We start from the raw sequence: 15,811 nt of genomic DNA on the forward strand, positions 1-15,811 counted from the left end.
ACAGACACGTAGGGTGTGTTAGCGGTAGCGTAACGCACCAAAGCCTTAATAATGGTGCGTTACGGACTTCATCCTAACGCACCCTACAATACTTAATTTTTTCATAAATCAAACCGGATTCCTATATCAATTTGTCTGGCTACCCTCCGCTGCGCTCACACGCACAGGGCGAAACTCTAGCACTAAATACGTGTTAGCACATACCGCAAGTGGAACCAGCATGGTAGGTATTCAGAAAAAGAAAGGTACTTTTGGCATTTCATACTCTGATCCAGTAATTCTTAAACAAAACTTGTCTATGGAGCTAAGTAGCTAGGCATAGCTTCATAAAAAAGCAGTTTATTTCTCCTAAACTAATACATTTTTTAGTCTTATATCTAGAGGGTGTTTACAAATTAGCATTTTAGTGCAACTCACCATATCTACTTATTAAACGCTGCCTAAAAATGGCAATTTTAAGTCCCAAGATAGTGTTCGCCTCGCTACAAGATATCTTAAGCTGAAGACCAGCAGTTACAGGAAATTTCCATAAATCCCATGAATCAGGCAAAAGTTCCCAACCCAGAGGAAAAAACTCATCCAGAAGATGCTGCATCTCAATTAAGTCCAGAGGTGCTGGACATGATCAAACATCCTCCCAAAATGGATGATGTCATCCGAGGACAATCGCCAGCTGAACGTAGGGGTAATCCAGCTTTAGTGCCAGAAATGCTTGAGCAACCAATTGATGAAACACTTGAGGATGATCAAGGTAGGTCATAAGTCTTGATCTTTAGCAGTAAGGATAAAATGATGTCAGTATTTTACTGCTGATATTTTTTTCTTTATGCTATCAGTCATTTATTCTCACGAGTTTCTAGATCACAAAACTGGAAGATACCATCCAGAATGCCCAGAACGCTTAACAGTCATCGTTAATGCCCTGAAGTCAGCCGCTTTTGCCGAAAAAATTACTTGGCGATCGCCTACCGCAGCATCAGAAAAGCGATCGCTCATGTCTACACTATTAAAAGCGCACACTCCAACCTATATCAATAAAGTTAAAGAAATTGCGGCAACTGGTGGCGGTTATTTAGACGGTGATACACCAATTTCCCCCCGCAGTTATGATGTAGCGTTGTTAGCCGTAAGTGCTTGGATGGATGGAGTTGATACTGTAATCGCCACAAAAAACCCGGCTTTTGTTTTAGCACGTCCACCAGGACACCATGCTGAAAGTAATACGGGGATGGGATTTTGCTTATTTTCCAATGCAGCGATCGCCGCTTTATATGCCCTAGAACAACCAGGAATTAGGCGTGTCGCCATTCTAGATTGGGATGTACATCATGGCAATGGTACACAGGCGATCGTTGAAACTCATCCCCAAATTGCCTACTGTTCTTTACATCAATATCCGTCTTATCCCGGAACTGGGAAATCGACTGAACCTGGATTTTATGACAATGTTTTAAACCTACCTGCACCTCCTGGTAGTGATATCACTGCATATCAGCCACTACTAGAGAACAAAGCCATACCGTTTTTAGCTAACTTTCAGGCAGATTTGCTGATTGTCAGCGCTGGTTATGATGGTAATCGGGCAGATCCTTTAGCTAGTACAAATTTACAACCAGAAAATTATGCTTTATTTACAGACGCTTGTCTGGGAGTAACTCGTAAAATTATTTTTGGCTTAGAAGGTGGTTATGATTTTCCATCACTTTCCCAATCTGTCGTAGCCACAATTGAACGCTGCTTAATTTGAAAGGGACAATTCATGAATTGTCCCTAATATTCCAATACAGTTCAGTTAATCAATTTTTCCTACTCTTTCTTCTCTCTCTGTGTCCTCTGCGCCTCTGCGGTTCGTTAAAACCCACATTCTGCACCCTTAACTGAACCGTATTGCCTAATATTCTGGAAAAATCTGTTAATTCGATTTTGGCAACATCGATGGATCAATGGAAATCCCCAAACCTTCTGCCACACGCTGACCGTAATTCATATCTGCCCGGAAAAAATGGCAGAGTTGGCGCATCTGAATATCGCTGCGTGCCTGACTTAAACTGCCGACAATGTTTTGGATGAGACGTTCTTGTTGGTCAGGTTTGAGCAGCCGATAAAGTTCTCCCGCTTGGGTGTAGTCGTCGTTTCCTATACGGTGGTCATAACGATCAGCTTTAACATGGCCTAAATTCAAAGCTGGCTCTGCATAAACACAATTTTCTTTCGGTGTATCCTCATAGCTGTTGGGTTCGTAGTTAGGTGTATTGCCGCCATTGTTACCCAATGCCATCGCACCATCACGCTGGTAGTGCATCACCGGACATTTCGGTTGATTAACAGGCAATTGCTGGTAGTTCGCACCGATCCGATAGCGTTGAGCATCGGGATAGGATATGATCCGAGCTTGCAAGACTTTATCTGGAGAAAAACTGATCCCAGGAACGATATTAGAAGGAGAAAAAGCTGCTTGCTCAACTTCAGCAAAGTAGTTTTGCGGGTTCCGGTTGAGTTCCAGAATACCGACATCAATCAAGGGATATTGGGAATGTTTCCAAACCTTGGTCAAGTCAAAGGGATTATCTTCATGGCTTGCGGCTTGTTCCTCGGTCATTACCTGAATACAGACTCGCCACTTCGGATAGTCGCCATTAGCGATCGCTTCAAATAAGTCACGGGTTGCATGGTCGGAGTCTTCGCCCTTAATCCGACTGGCCTCTTCTGCTGTGAAATTTTCAATGCCCTGAATGGTTTTGAACTGAAACTTACACCATACTCTTTCTCCTTGAGCATTAATCAGGCTGAATGTATGGCTACCATAGCCGTTCATGTGTCGGTAGGTTTTGGGAGTACCGCGATCGCTAAATAGAATTGTCACCTGATGCAGAGACTCTGGGCTAAGTGACCAGAAATTCCACATAGCATTGGCATCTTTGCAATTAGTTTGCGGATTGCGCTTTTGCGTGTGGACGAAATCAGGAAACTTCAGCGGATCGCGGATAAAGAAGACTGGTGTATTATTGCCTGCCAAATCCCAGTTACCTTCTTCCGTATAAAATTTGATAGCAAAGCCTCTAGGATCACGTTCAGCATCAGCTGAACCTTTTTCGCCACCTACTGTCGAAAACCGCAGCAGAACCTGAGTTTCCTGACCAATTTCGCCAAAAACTTTAGCTTTACTGTAACGAGTGATGTCTTGTGTAACGGTGAACGTGCCAAATGCTGCTGCTCCTTTTGCATGAACAACACGCTCAGGAATACGTTCTCGGTTGAAGTGAGCCAGTTTCTCCATCAAGTGAAAATCTTGCATCAGCACAGGGCCACGCTCACCTGCGGTCAAAGAATTCTGGTTGTCTCCCACCGGAATGCCATCAGCCGTTGTCAATGTTTTGGGGTCTGCCATAGTAGGTGATTTTTCTATTGATTTACTGGGATATTGCCATATTTGTTGAGTAGGTCAACTTTGAACTGATCAACAGGCTTTTAAGTAAAGTCATTATGACTTTACTTTTTTTAGCGTAATCGAAATTACTAGGAGATAGCAATTAACTATAATATTTGCTTCATTTTTGAAAATGAACTAGGGGGTATTATTACTGATATCTTCTACCTAGCAGGAGAAACCGGAATACGTCAATTAGGAATCCCCCGTCCTTTCCTCTTCTTTAACACTTCCTTGCCTAAAGTCCGAAAAGTTAAACTACGTTGCTGTCTCTTAGAGGTGGTCATAATTTTTTATAAATAATTCAACTTCATCAAAAGTTTATGTAAACTTAAAAACAAATAAATAAAGTTTTGTTCAGTAAATCTCTCAAAATATTTTCTTTCACTGACAGCAATATTAGACCTATCAATCAACGTTTCGTAAATATTTATAAATTTGATAGTTCCATCATATTTAGTTTTTTGATGTATTTTAATTACTTGCTTAAATAAAGTATTTACTTAAAAAATGCTAGTTATAATTATTACAATTAATCTTTTTCGGTATTGTCTTTGACAAAAAGTTGCGGAAATTCATCTAATCTTCAAAAAAAAACTGCGAGTGGTTTCGTGAATTAGCTAAAGTTTTGTTAAGATACTAATAGAAACTTTTCCAAGAGAACTACTAAGTCATCTGGAAAAACAAAAACTACTAGCACCACAGAGTTGAAAAGGTGAAGCAATGACCACCTATATGTTTTTTGAAGATGCCCTCCAAATGTTTACCAATATGTATTTGCTATCAGCAGTCATGCTAATAGCTGCTTCTGGTATTGGTTTAGCAGTCATAGAAACGATTGAAAAAACAGGAGAACGCTAAATTAGACCCTGGTGGAATGCTTCGTGTCAATAGATATTGGATAAAAGTGTTTGCCTTGAAAAAATTCTGGTCAAACTCAACCCCGCAAATTGCATCGCCCTACAGGATTACCTGAAATCAACGCCTCCATAGGTAAATAACTGTAAACCGACTGAAACCCAGTTGCTTCATTTGCCCTCAGCAATCAACACTGTCGTCACCGATGTGACTACGGCTATATATAGAATTTATCTTAGTAGCGATCGCCTGGAAAGATGTCACCTAGTAAGAACGCAAGGCCTGTTACTGAGCTAACTTTCTCATAAAAATTAATCTAACTCTCTGCGACCTTCCAAAGCTCTTGCCAGCGTCACTTCATCGGCATATTCCAAATCGCCACCCACCGGTAGGCCAAAAGCGATACGTGTCACCTTGGTAAATGGTTTAAGTAGCTGACCGATATACAGAGTTGTTGTCTCCCCTTCGATAGTCGGACTAATCGCCATAATGACTTCTTGGGTTTTTTGTTGACTCACCCGCCGCACCAAAGCTTGGATAGTTAGCTGTTCTGGGCCAATACCATCCATCGGGGAAATCACCCCACCCAAGACGTGATACTTGCCTTTATATTCGCGGGTTTTTTCCAACGCAATCAAATCACGAGAATCCGCTACCACACAGATAGAGGTATTGTCACGGTTAGGATGACGACAAATTTCACAAACAGGATCAGCAGATAGGTGAAAGCAAACAGAACACAAGCCTATCTGCTTTTTTGCATCAATTAAGGCTTGTGCTAAAGCTTCTACTTCTGATTCTGAGCGTTTAAGAATGTGCAAAGCCAGTCTCTGGGCGGACTTGGGACCAACTCCCGGTAGGCGTTGCAACTGCTCAATTAATCGTGCTAAAGGACGTGCGTAAACCGTAGTCTTATCTCCCGAATGTTTTCACCATTCCTATGATGACATTTTTCGCGTACTTTCATCCGGTTGAGATCACCCTATAACCGGGAGCATTGATCCTCTTTATTACCTCTGACAATGTTTCCTCCTCCAGTCGGAACAGGACGGTTTTCTTTACATTGCAAATTACCATCAATTTTATTGTTATTGATCGTAAGTCCTCCGGTGTTCTTAAAAGCCTGCAAGTTACCACCGATTGTGTTACCACTGGCAACTAGTTGATTTTTATTTGTATCAAATTGTAAATCTTGTTTGATTTGTGTATTGCTAATACCTGCCGCCCCTGATTGTTTGATTTGGATACTACCGCCAATGACTGAATTGGAATTAACAACTACATTTTTGGCATTCTCAGCCTGAATATTACCGATTACGTTGACCTTGCTAGCTCTCAGGGTTGCATTAGATTCTACCTTCACAGTACCCTTAACTTTCGTAGCAGACAAAGTACACGTAGCACCATCAGGTACTCGCACGTTATCAACTGTAACAGCCCCTAATGTACCCCGACAGGTAACCTCATCAGCCAAAGCCACCAAGGAATAAGACATTATTCCCGCAGCACTCAAAACAGTGGCACTCAAAACAGCTTGTGAGAAAAAACGGCTCTTGTTCACAGGGTAACCTCTTCAAAAATTTAATGAAATACCAGAATTTTTGGGAAAAAGACATCTAAAAATGCCGGTCTATGATCGTCTGTAAAAACTTATACTAGCATACAAAAAACGCCCCCCATTTCTGAGAGGCGTTTCTTATTCAGCTAAACTTGATGATTAACCGTTGATTGCAGGTGCAGTTAAAGCAACTGGAGCAACATCAGCAGCAGCCAAGTCTAGGGGGAAGTTGTGAGCGTTACGCTCGTGCATTACTTCCATACCCAAGTTAGCGCGGTTGATTACGTCAGCCCAGGTAGCGATAACGCGACCTTGAGAATCAATTACTGATTGGTTGAAGTTGAAACCGTTCAAGTTGAAAGCCATTGTGCTGATACCCAAAGCGGTAAACCAGATACCGATTACAGGCCATGCAGCTAGGAAGAAGTGAAGTGAACGGCTGTTGTTGAAGGACGCGTATTGGAAGATTAACCGACCGAAGTAGCCGTGGGCTGCAACGATGTTGTAGGTTTCTTCTTCTTGTCCGAACTTGTAACCGTAGTTTTGTGATTCGGTTTCGGTTGTTTCACGTACCAAGGAGGAAGTTACCAAGGAACCGTGCATTGCGGAGAACAAAGAACCACCGAAGACACCAGCTACACCCAACATATGGAAGGGGTGCATCAAGATGTTGTGTTCTGCTTGGAACACAATCATGAAGTTGAAGGTTCCGGAGATACCCAAAGGCATACCGTCGGAGAATGAACCTTGACCAATTGGGTAGATCAAGAATACTGCGGTAGCAGAAGCCAAAGGCGCAGAGTAAGCTACACAGATCCAAGGACGCATACCCAAGCGGTAAGATAGTTCCCACTGACGACCAAGGTAGCAAGCGCAACCGATCAAGAAGTGGAAAATTACCAATTGGTAAGGACCGCCGTTGTACAACCACTCATCTAAGGAAGCTGCTTCCCAGATTGGGTAGAAGTGCAAGCCGATAGCGTTGGAGGAAGGAACAACTGCACCTGAGATGATGTTGTTTCCGTAAATCAAGGAACCAGCTACGGGTTCACGGATACCGTCGATGTCTACGGGAGGTGCTGCAACAAAGGCGATGATGAAGCAGGTGGTAGCGGCTAGTAGGGTTGGGATCATTAGAACGCCGAACCAACCGATGTAAATGCGGTTGTCGGTGCTGGTGATCCACTCGCAGAAGCGATCCCATACGTTAGCGCTTTGGCGCTGTTGTAAGGTTGTGGTCATTTTTTTATGATTGCTTTTTTTGGATGAATTAAGTAAGTAGGTAAACTTGCTTACTTGAATACTACCTTAGAGGATAAGTTTTGTTTTGTAAAGGGATTTTAATAAATTTTTACTTATACAAATTATTGGTTTTACTTATGAATCGCATCTCAAGACACGATTCATTCAGGTTTGATCAACCAGGAGGCCAGTCCATCTGCCGTCCTCCCAGGATATGCAAATGTAAATGGTAGACACTTTGACCGCCATCAGCACCATTGTTGATCACAACACGATAACCGTTGTTTAATCCAGCTTCTGCGGCTACGCGTTGAGCAGTTAATAATAGATGTCCTAAAAGAGCTTGATCTTGAGATTCAGCATCAGCTAATTTGACAATGGGTTTTTTGGGAATGACGAGGATATGAACTGGGGCTTGTGGGTTAACGTCTTTGAATGCTAGGGCTAATTCATCCTCATAAACAATGTCTACCGGAATTTCCCGGCGAATAATTTTGCTGAAAATTGTCTCTGTGGTTTCACTCATGCCGATTTACCTAAACATCTGTTACAGATTTTAGGCGATCGCCTCCGGCACTGGCGAAGCCAATCGCCTGGCGTTATTTTTTAATGATCCTATTGAGTTAACCAAATTAAGCTCTGGTTAAAATTTTGTGACATTTTGATAAAATGTGCCGCCGACTCACTTACTTGCTTTATAAGAGAGTTATTTGGATGTGTCCATTGTTGTGCTTGTTCCTACCGCCAGGTTTGTAGTTTATCCAAATCAATGATTTATGGAATTGCATCAGATTTTGGAGTATCGGCTATCTGATGCCCTCTTTTCCCGCAATCTATATTTATGTTTAATTTCCTCAATCCTGAAGCGGCTAGTCCAACTCCCCGGCAGATTGCCCATTCTTTGCGCTGGCTGGGTTGGATTGGCTTCTGGTTGCAAGCTCTACTGGGTTTCATTCCCATCCTAGTGGTAGTTGCATCTGTTCTGTTTAGTCCTGGACGGCAGAGGAGTGGACTTTCCTTTGGTCTGGGGTTGGCGATCGCCTGTTTGGTAATTCTGCTGTTCAGTATTTACTGGTGTTTCCGCTACACACAATTGGCAAACAAATTAGAAAGTCCGAATCTGCGTCCCGCCAAGTCTCAGGTGAGCCAAAATCTCAAGCTGGGGCTGCTAGCCAATATCGGCATAATGGCGATCGCAGTATTAATTGCCTTGTCCCAAGTAGGTACATTGACATTTAAAATGTTGATGATGCCTCAAGGTTCCACCATGATTACTCCGAATCAAACGGCGACAATGGTGACTCAGGGAGCAATCATCACTCCATCCAATATGATTGCCATTCAAGCAATGGTGAATGCGATCGCTGCCGGATTAGTGGGAGCCATTGTCGCATTGCTGTTGCTCTATCAGGTTGGGCAACATCGCCATCCCTAAGATGGAGGCTGATTTGAATAGTTCTATTGCCTACCGAGAACAGAGTCGATGACATCTACTGTAATGGATCGCGTTTGGGAAATTCTAGGCTGGGTCTTTGTCCTCAACGGCGAAGCATTCCGCAAAGTTACCACCTTACCAAGAGGCTTAATACTAGCAATTGCCGTGGTCTTGCTGGCGCAATTATCACTGGCCATTGGTCAAAGCATCATTTTATTTCTTAACCGTGTCCAACCAATTCGCTTCATCTGGAGTCTATTAGTCAGCACGATTTTATCGCTGTTTGAGTTTCTATTCCTGGTATTTAGCACCTGGCTGATTTGTTTGCTTCCCTGGTCAATTCATATCCCGTTTACCACTCTATTAACAGTTCTAGGGCTGGGCTATGCGCCATTGCTGTTCAGCTTTCTCGGAGCATTACCTTACCTGGGTTTACCACTTTTAAGAATCTTGTCAATCTGGAACTTGTTAGCAATGGTAGTGGGCTTTGATGCTGTTGCTAACATCGGTGCAGGATTTTCCTTTGGCTATGTGGCATTTGGCTGGTTTGTCAAAGAAATGTTAGAAAAAACTATCGGTCAGCCCATTGCCCAGTTGGGTAAAATTATTGCAGATCGCGTGGCTGGGGTAAACCTGTCGGCAAATCGTGAAGAACTGGCGGCAACAAGGGGGTCTGCCTTGGGAACAGTTCCTTTCCCATTGGTGGGGACTTTTCAAACTACTCTCCCAAAAAAGCAACATTTGATTCAAACGAGCGGTCATCGCTCCCATTCTCAAACTCTTCAAGCAGTTACTCTTTCACCCACACCCTCGGCGACAGTCACTCTCACTCCACGTACTCATGGGACAGGTAGCTTTGTTCATCTAACTCACCAAGCCAATAGCATTGCCCAACCCATTCACCTGCTGTTGAGTTTATTGGGTTTATTTGTGCTGTTTTTCATAGTTGGTATTCTGCTGCGACCCATTCGCAGTGGTGTATTTGGTTGGTATGAAGCACTACCTACATTCTCACGATTAATATTTGATCTGGGATGGATTGGCGTAATTGCCTTGGTTTTTTCAGGATTGTTGGCTCCCTTTGAAACTTTAGGGTGGTGGGCAGGATGGTTTGGTGAACAAGTAGACAAGACCCAAATAACTTCTACTCTTGCTGACTCTCAGCAGCCAAGCCAGTTTTCTCGCTATCTCATCTATCTAGATGGCGTTGGACAATCAGGTGAAGAATATACCCCCGATGTCGAAGATTTCCTGACAGTGTTAACAGCTTCATTGCCCCAGGATATCAAACTGGTACGGGGATTGATGATGTATTCCGTCTTGAATAAGCCCCTGCATGAAGACCGTCCCTTGGCATTTCTCTGGAAACTAGCAGACAAGTTGCGTTGGGATAATCCTACGGCACTGCTGGGTATTTTAGTCAACCTGCGGAATGTTTTAATTGTGGCCGTGTCTGCTGATCAGCGCTATGGCCCCATCTACAACCGAGGTATTGCTCAGGTGCTGTACAACGGCTTAGTTGCACAAGACTATCAGTTGGGGAGCGCCACACCAATTACTCTGCTTGGCTACAGCGGCGGTGGACAAATGGCTGTGGCTTCTGCACCTTACTTGAGACAAGCACTGAGAGCGCCCATTGATGTGGTATCCCTGGGTGGTGTGATGAGTGCTAACAACAATTTTCTCCAGATAGAACATCTCTATCATTTGATTGGTGATCAGGATGTGGTGCAGAGATTAGGTCTGATCATGTTTCCCGGACGCTGGAAAATCCTGCCTTTGTCTTACTGGAACCGGGCAGAACGCAAGGGTAAAATTTCAATTCTGTCAGTGGGATCTGTGGGGCATCAGGTTCCAGGTGGGTACATGGACCCGGAAGAATTTTTGCCAAATGGACGCAGTAATCTGCAACAAACTGTGGAAACCATCTTGCGAATTTTGACGGGAAACCTACTGCAAGCAGGACAAAACTTTCCTGTGAAGCTGAGTAATTACGCACACTATAAACAGGCTGCTTTTAATGATCCAGCCTATTACCCCCTGAATCAGACAGTTAATTTGCACGAGTATCAGGCGATCGCACCTTGGATGGGTCGTTTGATTTTACCCCATCGGGAAGCTCGGCAAATTATCAAAGGTGTGTTGTTTGAAGTGCATCATACTCCTGCCAACTATGAGCATTTAGTCGGAAAAATTGTGAAACTGCGTTGGGTCGATACTCCATTTGTCAAATATTTGAAGCAAGCCGCAACTCACGATGTTCACTTTAGTGCCGATGCCGATTACTCCAGCAAATACGACGGACTCATTCATCCTGAACGTCTCAACCATTGGCAACAAGTTGATCCTCTAGAATCGCTGGCAGGTTCTCATCCCACAGATGACATAGTTGTGTCGCTGAATGAACCTGTGGAAGTGGAGGAAAGCGGCAGTGAAAGCCTGGAAACGTGGACATCTTCTGATGCTGCCACCACTTTATCTTATTTCCCCATTTCCCTTCGGATTCACAGCCAGCCAGTGCAAATTACTGGGCGCTTTTATGCACTGGTGAAGTTTGTCCAGCCTATTCCTTACACCGACCAATTCCGTGTGGTTCACTTTAACTCTCAGACTCGTGAGTTTAATGGATCAGAAGAGGTTATACGGTTGCCAGAAGTAGTCATGGCAGCAACTCAAGACAGTTCCCCGTCAACTACCCGTGATTTGGAAAAGTCTGCATTGAATGAGACAGGCTGGTATATCTATGGCGCGAAGGATACTCAGGGTCGATTCGTAGTGCAGTCTTTGCAACCACGGGACTTATTTCGCTTGCAACCAGGTGAAGTGGTGTTCGGCAAAAAACCATCCTACCGTTACATCCGCAACCGCTCTTGGGCAGATATTAAGGCGCAGAAAGGGCGAATCTCTTCTGTATTATGCACAGCGCAGAAACACAGTTCATCTCCAGCAATCCACAATGCCATCAATGATTGGCAAGAAGGCGATCGCGCGCTGTTGATTCACGTTTATGGCGGCATTGGCGGTAAAAAAGCCGAACCTGGTGCCTCTACGCCCATATACTTTGGACACTTTGCCTTGGGTTTAGCGCAAGTGATTCGTGAACCGTTGAGTGATGAACTACGCTTTGATCTACGCTATCATCAGGTCTACACTCATAATACCGATGGGCTAATTGCCGGCACACTTCATTGGTCGCGCTATATGGGCGATCGCCAATTTGGTTGGCTCGGTAATCGCCCAGTCTGTGACCTTCTGATCAAACACGATGCTTTGAGTGGTTACTATAACTTGGCATCAGGGCAGCTCTCGCCATTGGATTCGGTCATGTTGCAACTAGAAGTGATGACAGCTCGTTATCGCATCGGAGACGGCACCGGAGGCACTTACGTTGGACTTGTCAATAACTGCACACAGGATTCCAATCAGGCTTTATTCACTAGTTTGAACCAGATGCAGCGACAGGTGCGCGCCAATGTAGATTATCTGCATCGATGGAGTGAACACCATCCCGAACAGGAACAACGATTCAAAGAACTTCTTCAGCTTGGCAAAAAACTCAAACTGGAGTTGCAACCCATAGGTGGTTCCCAATCAAATTGGGAACAAAACGACTACGACCTGGGCAGCACTCTGGAAGATGAACCGATCCGCAATTTGATCATGGGTTTGGGCAGTTGGCGGACAATTTTACCCCGTCTTGCTAGTGATACCTTAGTCAAAATCTTCCTGGATCACGGTGCAACTGTTTGGGTATTGCGAACTAATCAAATTGGCGGATATGACCCTGACATTGAACCAATCGCCCCGATCACACTGTGAGCAGGCTTGCCCTGAGCGCAGTCGAAGGGGAGCAGGGAGCAGGGGAGAGTAAGAAAAAATGATTCGATTTATTCGAGATACAATTCTGCCTTCAAAGGCGACTCAACTCCTGCTCCAGACAGGGCAGAAGTGGAACCAAGACAATTGTTCTGGGATGGCGGCGGCTCTATCCTACCATGCCCTTTTTTCACTGTTTCCCATACTATTAGTCATTTTGAGCATTATTGGTTCGCTGATTGAACCTAATACTGAAGCGTTCCAAAACATGACAGCAGTGATAGAGCGATATCTGCCTCCAGAAGTTCACGATCTGGTGAAAGGAACTATCATATCCCTCAATCAAAGTAGTGCTGGAGCCGGAATTGTGGGATTTGGCTTGCTCTTATTTACCGCCAGTACAGTTTTTTCGGTTCTGAGTAGTTCAGTCAATAGAATTTGGCGATCGCCTAATCCAGCTCACACATCAATTAGAAAAACGGTGCTTTCCTTTGTTGTGGAAAAAATCTGGGCTTTTCTGTTAGTCCTTGGCACAGGTTTATTGCTGCTGAGTTCATTAATCTCAAATATTGTGATCAAAACTATCCTAGGGCTAGTGGCAAACTTTCGTCAGACCTTCTCTTTCATCCAAGTTGACGAACTACAATTAGCCAAAGGTCTTCAGGGAGGCTCATCTTTTTTAATTCTGGCTGTAACTGCCTGCATTTTGTTCAAGATTTTGCCGTCTGTTTATGTCCGTTGGGTTGATGTCTGGTTAGGTGCTGTAATTACCGCCTTGCTGCTGGCAGGATTGCAACAATTAGTTAGTAACAGTGTGATTACCATCGGCAGCCATTTCCTTTCCTATGGCGTGATTGGTAGCGTCATGATTCTGTTAACTTGGATTTATTTAGCGTGCTGCATTTTCCTCTTTGGCTGTGAGTTTTCCTACGTTTATGCTCATCTTTTTGGTAGTCGTAGCGCCGTGAAACAATTAAATACCCAAAATTATTAAAGAACTCAGTTTGTCTGTGTGGTTTCACTCATGCCAATTTAGCAGCTAGAGATTTTAGGCGATCATCGCTCTTACCATATTCAGACGCATTGATGAGCCTAGATCCTAATCTAGCGGAGTAGAAATCCCAGAAAAACTTCTTCACAAAATCTATCTATAGATATTTCATATAAATAGGCTATCTCCATTAAGATGCTCAGAATATGTTTGACTTTTACACATATTTATATGATCAACATTTACATTCTTGAACTACTGATTATTGGTCTACTGTTACTAGTAGTTACACTAGGGTCAGGTTGGATTAAGCGCTTACCACTTTCTTTTGCACTAATATATCTATTAATGGGTATATTTTTAGGTTCTGAAGGCATAGGAATTATCCAACTAAGAGAAAATAATGTATTTAATGCCAAAATACTCGAAAGACTCACAGAATTTGTCGTGATTGTTTCTGTATTTAGCTGTGGGTTAAAAATTATCCATCCTCGACGCTGGAAAATATGGAATATTACAGCACGGTTGATTGGGTTATTAATGCCGATTTCTATCTTTGCCTTGGCAATAGTCGGGAGGTTCATTTTAGGAATGAATTGGGGAGAAGCAATCTTATTAGGAGCAATTCTTGCACCCACTGACCCAGTATTAGCTTCAGAAGTACAACTAACAGATATTAAGGATAGAGATGAGTTACGCTTTGGTTTAACCTCTGAAGGAGGGTTAAATGATGCTTTAGCTTTTCCTTTTGTTTATTTTGGCATTTATGCCATAAAAGATAATAATTGGAACAACTGGTTAAAGGATTGGTTAATAGTTGATGTGATTTGGGCGATTACATCTGGTATTGTGATGGGTTTTTTGGTAGCTAAACTAATCGTTTGGTTTGATCAAAAGATTCAAAAAAATCGTTCTGCTGATGTTATCATGGAAGATTTTATTGCTATTAGTGCGATTCTAATTACCTATTCTTTAACAGAAATTATCAATGGCTATGGATTTTTGGCAGTATTTGTGGCTGGTTTGATCACCCAAGACAGTTACAGAAATCCTCACAAGCCAATGGGACAATTAGAATTTATTGAACGACTAGAAAAATTATTGGAGATCGGGATAATTTTATTATTGGGAACAATATTATTATGGCAACCAATGGTTCATTATGCCTTTTCTTCTTTCATAGTCATCATTTTATTATTTTTAGTAATTCGACCTGTAGGAGCTTGGATCAGTACAATTGGTCAACGTCCCTTAAACTCCCCACGTCGTAATTTTCATCCTGCAACCCGTTGGTTATTTGGCTGGTTTGGTATTCGTGGCGTAGGCTCTTTATATTATCTTGCCTATGCGTTTAGTCATGGCTTAAAAGGAGAGGTTGGTGAACAGATATCTTGGATAGTATACACTACTGTTGTCGTTTCTGTAATTTTACATGGCATTTCTGCTACACCCTTAATGAACTGGTATGAACATCAGGTGGCGACAAAAAAATCTCTTGCTCGCACTACTATGAGCGATTAGAAGATAATTCTAGAAATTAGACATCTCTAGCATCAGCAGTTAAGGCGATCGCTAGCATCTGTGCAAGATCCCCTGAATTTTCCGATGGCTGAAAATCGTCTCTGTGGTTTCACCCATGCCAATTTCAGCGATCGCCTAGTGTTTTTTTTCGATGATGCTATTCTGTTAACCAACTAAAAAGTTTACCCACAGTCAGGTTGAATGATTCTGCAAAGGGTGGAACAGGTAAGCGATCGCTTGCTAATTCAAACACTGCAAGGGTGCGATTAGCAAAATAGGCAAATACCACTTCTTCTTCTGGATCAATCAACCAGCCCATCTGAGTCCCGTGATTGAGACAGTGAAGAATATTACGGACGACTTTGGTTTGACTCTGGTCTGGGGAAAGGATTTCAATTGTCCAGTCTGGTGCGATTGCAAAGGTGTTGGAGACTTTACCATTATCGTCGCGGGGGATGCGTTCCCATCTAAAAACTGCGATATCAGGAACAATGGATCTACCCCCAAAGGTACAGCGTAATTCTGAATAAGCACGGGCGATATGCTGGGGTTTCAGCGTTAGATTGATATCAGCACCAAGATCCACTTGAAGCGTGCTATGTTTTCCTTGGGGCATAGGTTTTTGAATAATCTGACCATCTATAAATTCGCTAGCCGGTTTGGTTTCCGGTTGTTGGAGAAATTCTTCTAGGGTTAAGGATTTTGTGGGGGTTTGAACCATAATTCACCTGCATCTCTAGGAACTATTATTTTAGCCATAGCATGAATTTTTCGGCGTTGCAGAATGGAAATATGGATTTTTATCGCGCAAAGGCGCATTCGTTGAAAACGTTCCCGTAGGGTAGGCGCAAAGGTACAAAGAAAAAGCAAGGTAATTTTGGCATTTCACCTTCAAATTGAGCAATGCTGAAAATTGTCTCTGTGGTTTCACTCATGCAATTTACCTACTGATCTGCTAAAGCT

General features: G+C 43.1%; 14 protein-coding genes. 7 read left to right on the plus strand and 7 right to left on the minus strand.

What is annotated here, in order from left to right; translation table 11 throughout:
• Nucleotides 1-537: 537 nt before the first annotated feature.
• Nucleotides 538-762, plus strand: a complete 225-nt coding sequence (locus AACX33_RS11070) for a hypothetical protein (protein ID WP_194000670.1) — start codon at nt 538-540, stop codon at nt 760-762.
• Nucleotides 763-826: 64 nt separating this feature from the next.
• Nucleotides 827-1,747, plus strand: coding sequence for a histone deacetylase family protein (locus AACX33_RS11075; protein ID WP_194000673.1), 921 nt, complete (start codon nt 827-829; stop codon nt 1,745-1,747).
• Nucleotides 1,748-1,912: 165 nt separating this feature from the next.
• Here AACX33_RS11075 and AACX33_RS11080 read toward each other — a convergent pair whose 3' ends face one another.
• Nucleotides 1,913-3,388 (minus strand): catalase, encoded by a 1,476-nt coding sequence (locus AACX33_RS11080; RefSeq protein ID WP_194000675.1) that lies wholly within the window; start codon nt 3,386-3,388, stop codon nt 1,913-1,915.
• 762 nt (nt 3,389-4,150) lie between these two features.
• Between AACX33_RS11080 and AACX33_RS11085 the strand changes: the two genes are divergently transcribed.
• Entirely contained in the window at nt 4,151-4,288 is a 138-nt protein-coding gene (locus AACX33_RS11085) for a hypothetical protein (protein ID WP_194000676.1), read from the plus strand.
• A gap of 308 nt (nt 4,289-4,596) precedes the next feature.
• On the opposite strand, the gene recR is transcribed toward AACX33_RS11085, so the two are convergent.
• The 4 genes from recR to AACX33_RS11105 all read right to left on the minus strand — a co-directional run bounded on the left by recR (nt 4,597) and on the right by AACX33_RS11105 (nt 7,611).
• Nucleotides 4,597-5,154: a recombination mediator RecR gene (gene recR, locus AACX33_RS11090; RefSeq protein ID WP_228049004.1), complete on the minus strand. Its 558-nt coding sequence runs from the start codon at nt 5,152-5,154 to the stop codon at nt 4,597-4,599.
• A 113-nt stretch (nt 5,155-5,267) separates the two neighbouring features.
• Nucleotides 5,268-5,846: a S6 family peptidase gene (locus AACX33_RS11095; RefSeq protein WP_227788674.1), complete on the minus strand. Its 579-nt coding sequence runs from the start codon at nt 5,844-5,846 to the stop codon at nt 5,268-5,270.
• 156 nt (nt 5,847-6,002) lie between these two features.
• On the minus strand, nt 6,003-7,085 hold the full coding sequence (psbA, locus tag AACX33_RS11100; RefSeq protein ID WP_089090755.1) for a photosystem II q(b) protein: 1,083 nt from the start codon (nt 7,083-7,085) through the stop codon (nt 6,003-6,005).
• 175 nt (nt 7,086-7,260) lie between these two features.
• Complete coding sequence (locus AACX33_RS11105; protein WP_194000678.1) at nt 7,261-7,611, minus strand: histidine triad nucleotide-binding protein; 351 nt, start codon at nt 7,609-7,611, stop codon at nt 7,261-7,263.
• Nucleotides 7,612-7,926: 315 nt separating this feature from the next.
• On the opposite strand from AACX33_RS11105, the gene AACX33_RS11110 reads away from it, so the two are divergent.
• The 4 genes from AACX33_RS11110 (at nt 7,927) to AACX33_RS11125 (ending at nt 14,848) form a co-directional block, all read left to right on the plus strand.
• A complete protein-coding gene (locus AACX33_RS11110; RefSeq protein ID WP_194000680.1) occupies nt 7,927-8,520 on the plus strand; it encodes a DUF3611 family protein in 594 nt (197 codons plus the stop codon).
• A gap of 48 nt (nt 8,521-8,568) precedes the next feature.
• Nucleotides 8,569-12,339 (plus strand): CAAX protease, encoded by a 3,771-nt coding sequence (locus tag AACX33_RS11115; protein WP_194000682.1) that lies wholly within the window; start codon nt 8,569-8,571, stop codon nt 12,337-12,339.
• A 58-nt stretch (nt 12,340-12,397) separates the two neighbouring features.
• Nucleotides 12,398-13,330, plus strand: a complete 933-nt coding sequence (locus tag AACX33_RS11120; RefSeq protein WP_194000684.1) for a YihY/virulence factor BrkB family protein — start codon at nt 12,398-12,400, stop codon at nt 13,328-13,330.
• Nucleotides 13,331-13,558: 228 nt separating this feature from the next.
• Nucleotides 13,559-14,848, plus strand: coding sequence for a cation:proton antiporter (locus AACX33_RS11125; protein ID WP_194000686.1), 1,290 nt, complete (start codon nt 13,559-13,561; stop codon nt 14,846-14,848).
• 157 nt (nt 14,849-15,005) lie between these two features.
• Here AACX33_RS11125 and AACX33_RS11130 read toward each other — a convergent pair whose 3' ends face one another.
• A complete protein-coding gene (locus tag AACX33_RS11130; protein ID WP_194000688.1) occupies nt 15,006-15,569 on the minus strand; it encodes a Uma2 family endonuclease in 564 nt (187 codons plus the stop codon).
• Between the two features lie 79 nt (nt 15,570-15,648).
• Complete coding sequence (locus AACX33_RS11135) at nt 15,649-15,783, minus strand: hypothetical protein (protein ID WP_265338613.1); 135 nt, start codon at nt 15,781-15,783, stop codon at nt 15,649-15,651.
• Between the last annotated feature and the right edge of the window lie 28 nt (nt 15,784-15,811).

Origin of the sequence: Nodularia sp. LEGE 04288, from assembly GCF_963896525.1 — a bacterium.
Classification (GTDB): domain Bacteria; phylum Cyanobacteriota; class Cyanobacteriia; order Cyanobacteriales; family Nostocaceae; genus Nodularia.

Excerpts from the sequence above, each read along its gene's own strand:
- AACX33_RS11070 (WP_194000670.1), top strand. The coding sequence starts at position 538 with ATGAATCAGGCAAAAGTTCCCAACCCAGAGGAAAAAACTCATCCAGAA.
- AACX33_RS11075 (WP_194000673.1), top strand. The coding sequence starts at position 827 with ATGCTATCAGTCATTTATTCTCACGAGTTTCTAGATCACAAAACTGGA.
- AACX33_RS11080 (WP_194000675.1), bottom strand. The coding sequence starts at position 3,388 with ATGGCAGACCCCAAAACATTGACAACGGCTGATGGCATTCCGGTGGGA.
- AACX33_RS11085 (WP_194000676.1), top strand. The coding sequence starts at position 4,151 with ATGACCACCTATATGTTTTTTGAAGATGCCCTCCAAATGTTTACCAAT.
- psbA (WP_089090755.1), bottom strand. The coding sequence starts at position 7,085 with ATGACCACAACCTTACAACAGCGCCAAAGCGCTAACGTATGGGATCGC.
- AACX33_RS11105 (WP_194000678.1), bottom strand. The coding sequence starts at position 7,611 with ATGAGTGAAACCACAGAGACAATTTTCAGCAAAATTATTCGCCGGGAA.
- AACX33_RS11110 (WP_194000680.1), top strand. The coding sequence starts at position 7,927 with ATGTTTAATTTCCTCAATCCTGAAGCGGCTAGTCCAACTCCCCGGCAG.
- AACX33_RS11115 (WP_194000682.1), top strand. The coding sequence starts at position 8,569 with ATGACATCTACTGTAATGGATCGCGTTTGGGAAATTCTAGGCTGGGTC.
- AACX33_RS11120 (WP_194000684.1), top strand. The coding sequence starts at position 12,398 with ATGATTCGATTTATTCGAGATACAATTCTGCCTTCAAAGGCGACTCAA.
- AACX33_RS11125 (WP_194000686.1), top strand. The coding sequence starts at position 13,559 with ATGATCAACATTTACATTCTTGAACTACTGATTATTGGTCTACTGTTA.
- AACX33_RS11130 (WP_194000688.1), bottom strand. The coding sequence starts at position 15,569 with ATGGTTCAAACCCCCACAAAATCCTTAACCCTAGAAGAATTTCTCCAA.
- AACX33_RS11135 (WP_265338613.1), bottom strand. The coding sequence starts at position 15,783 with ATGAGTGAAACCACAGAGACAATTTTCAGCATTGCTCAATTTGAAGGT.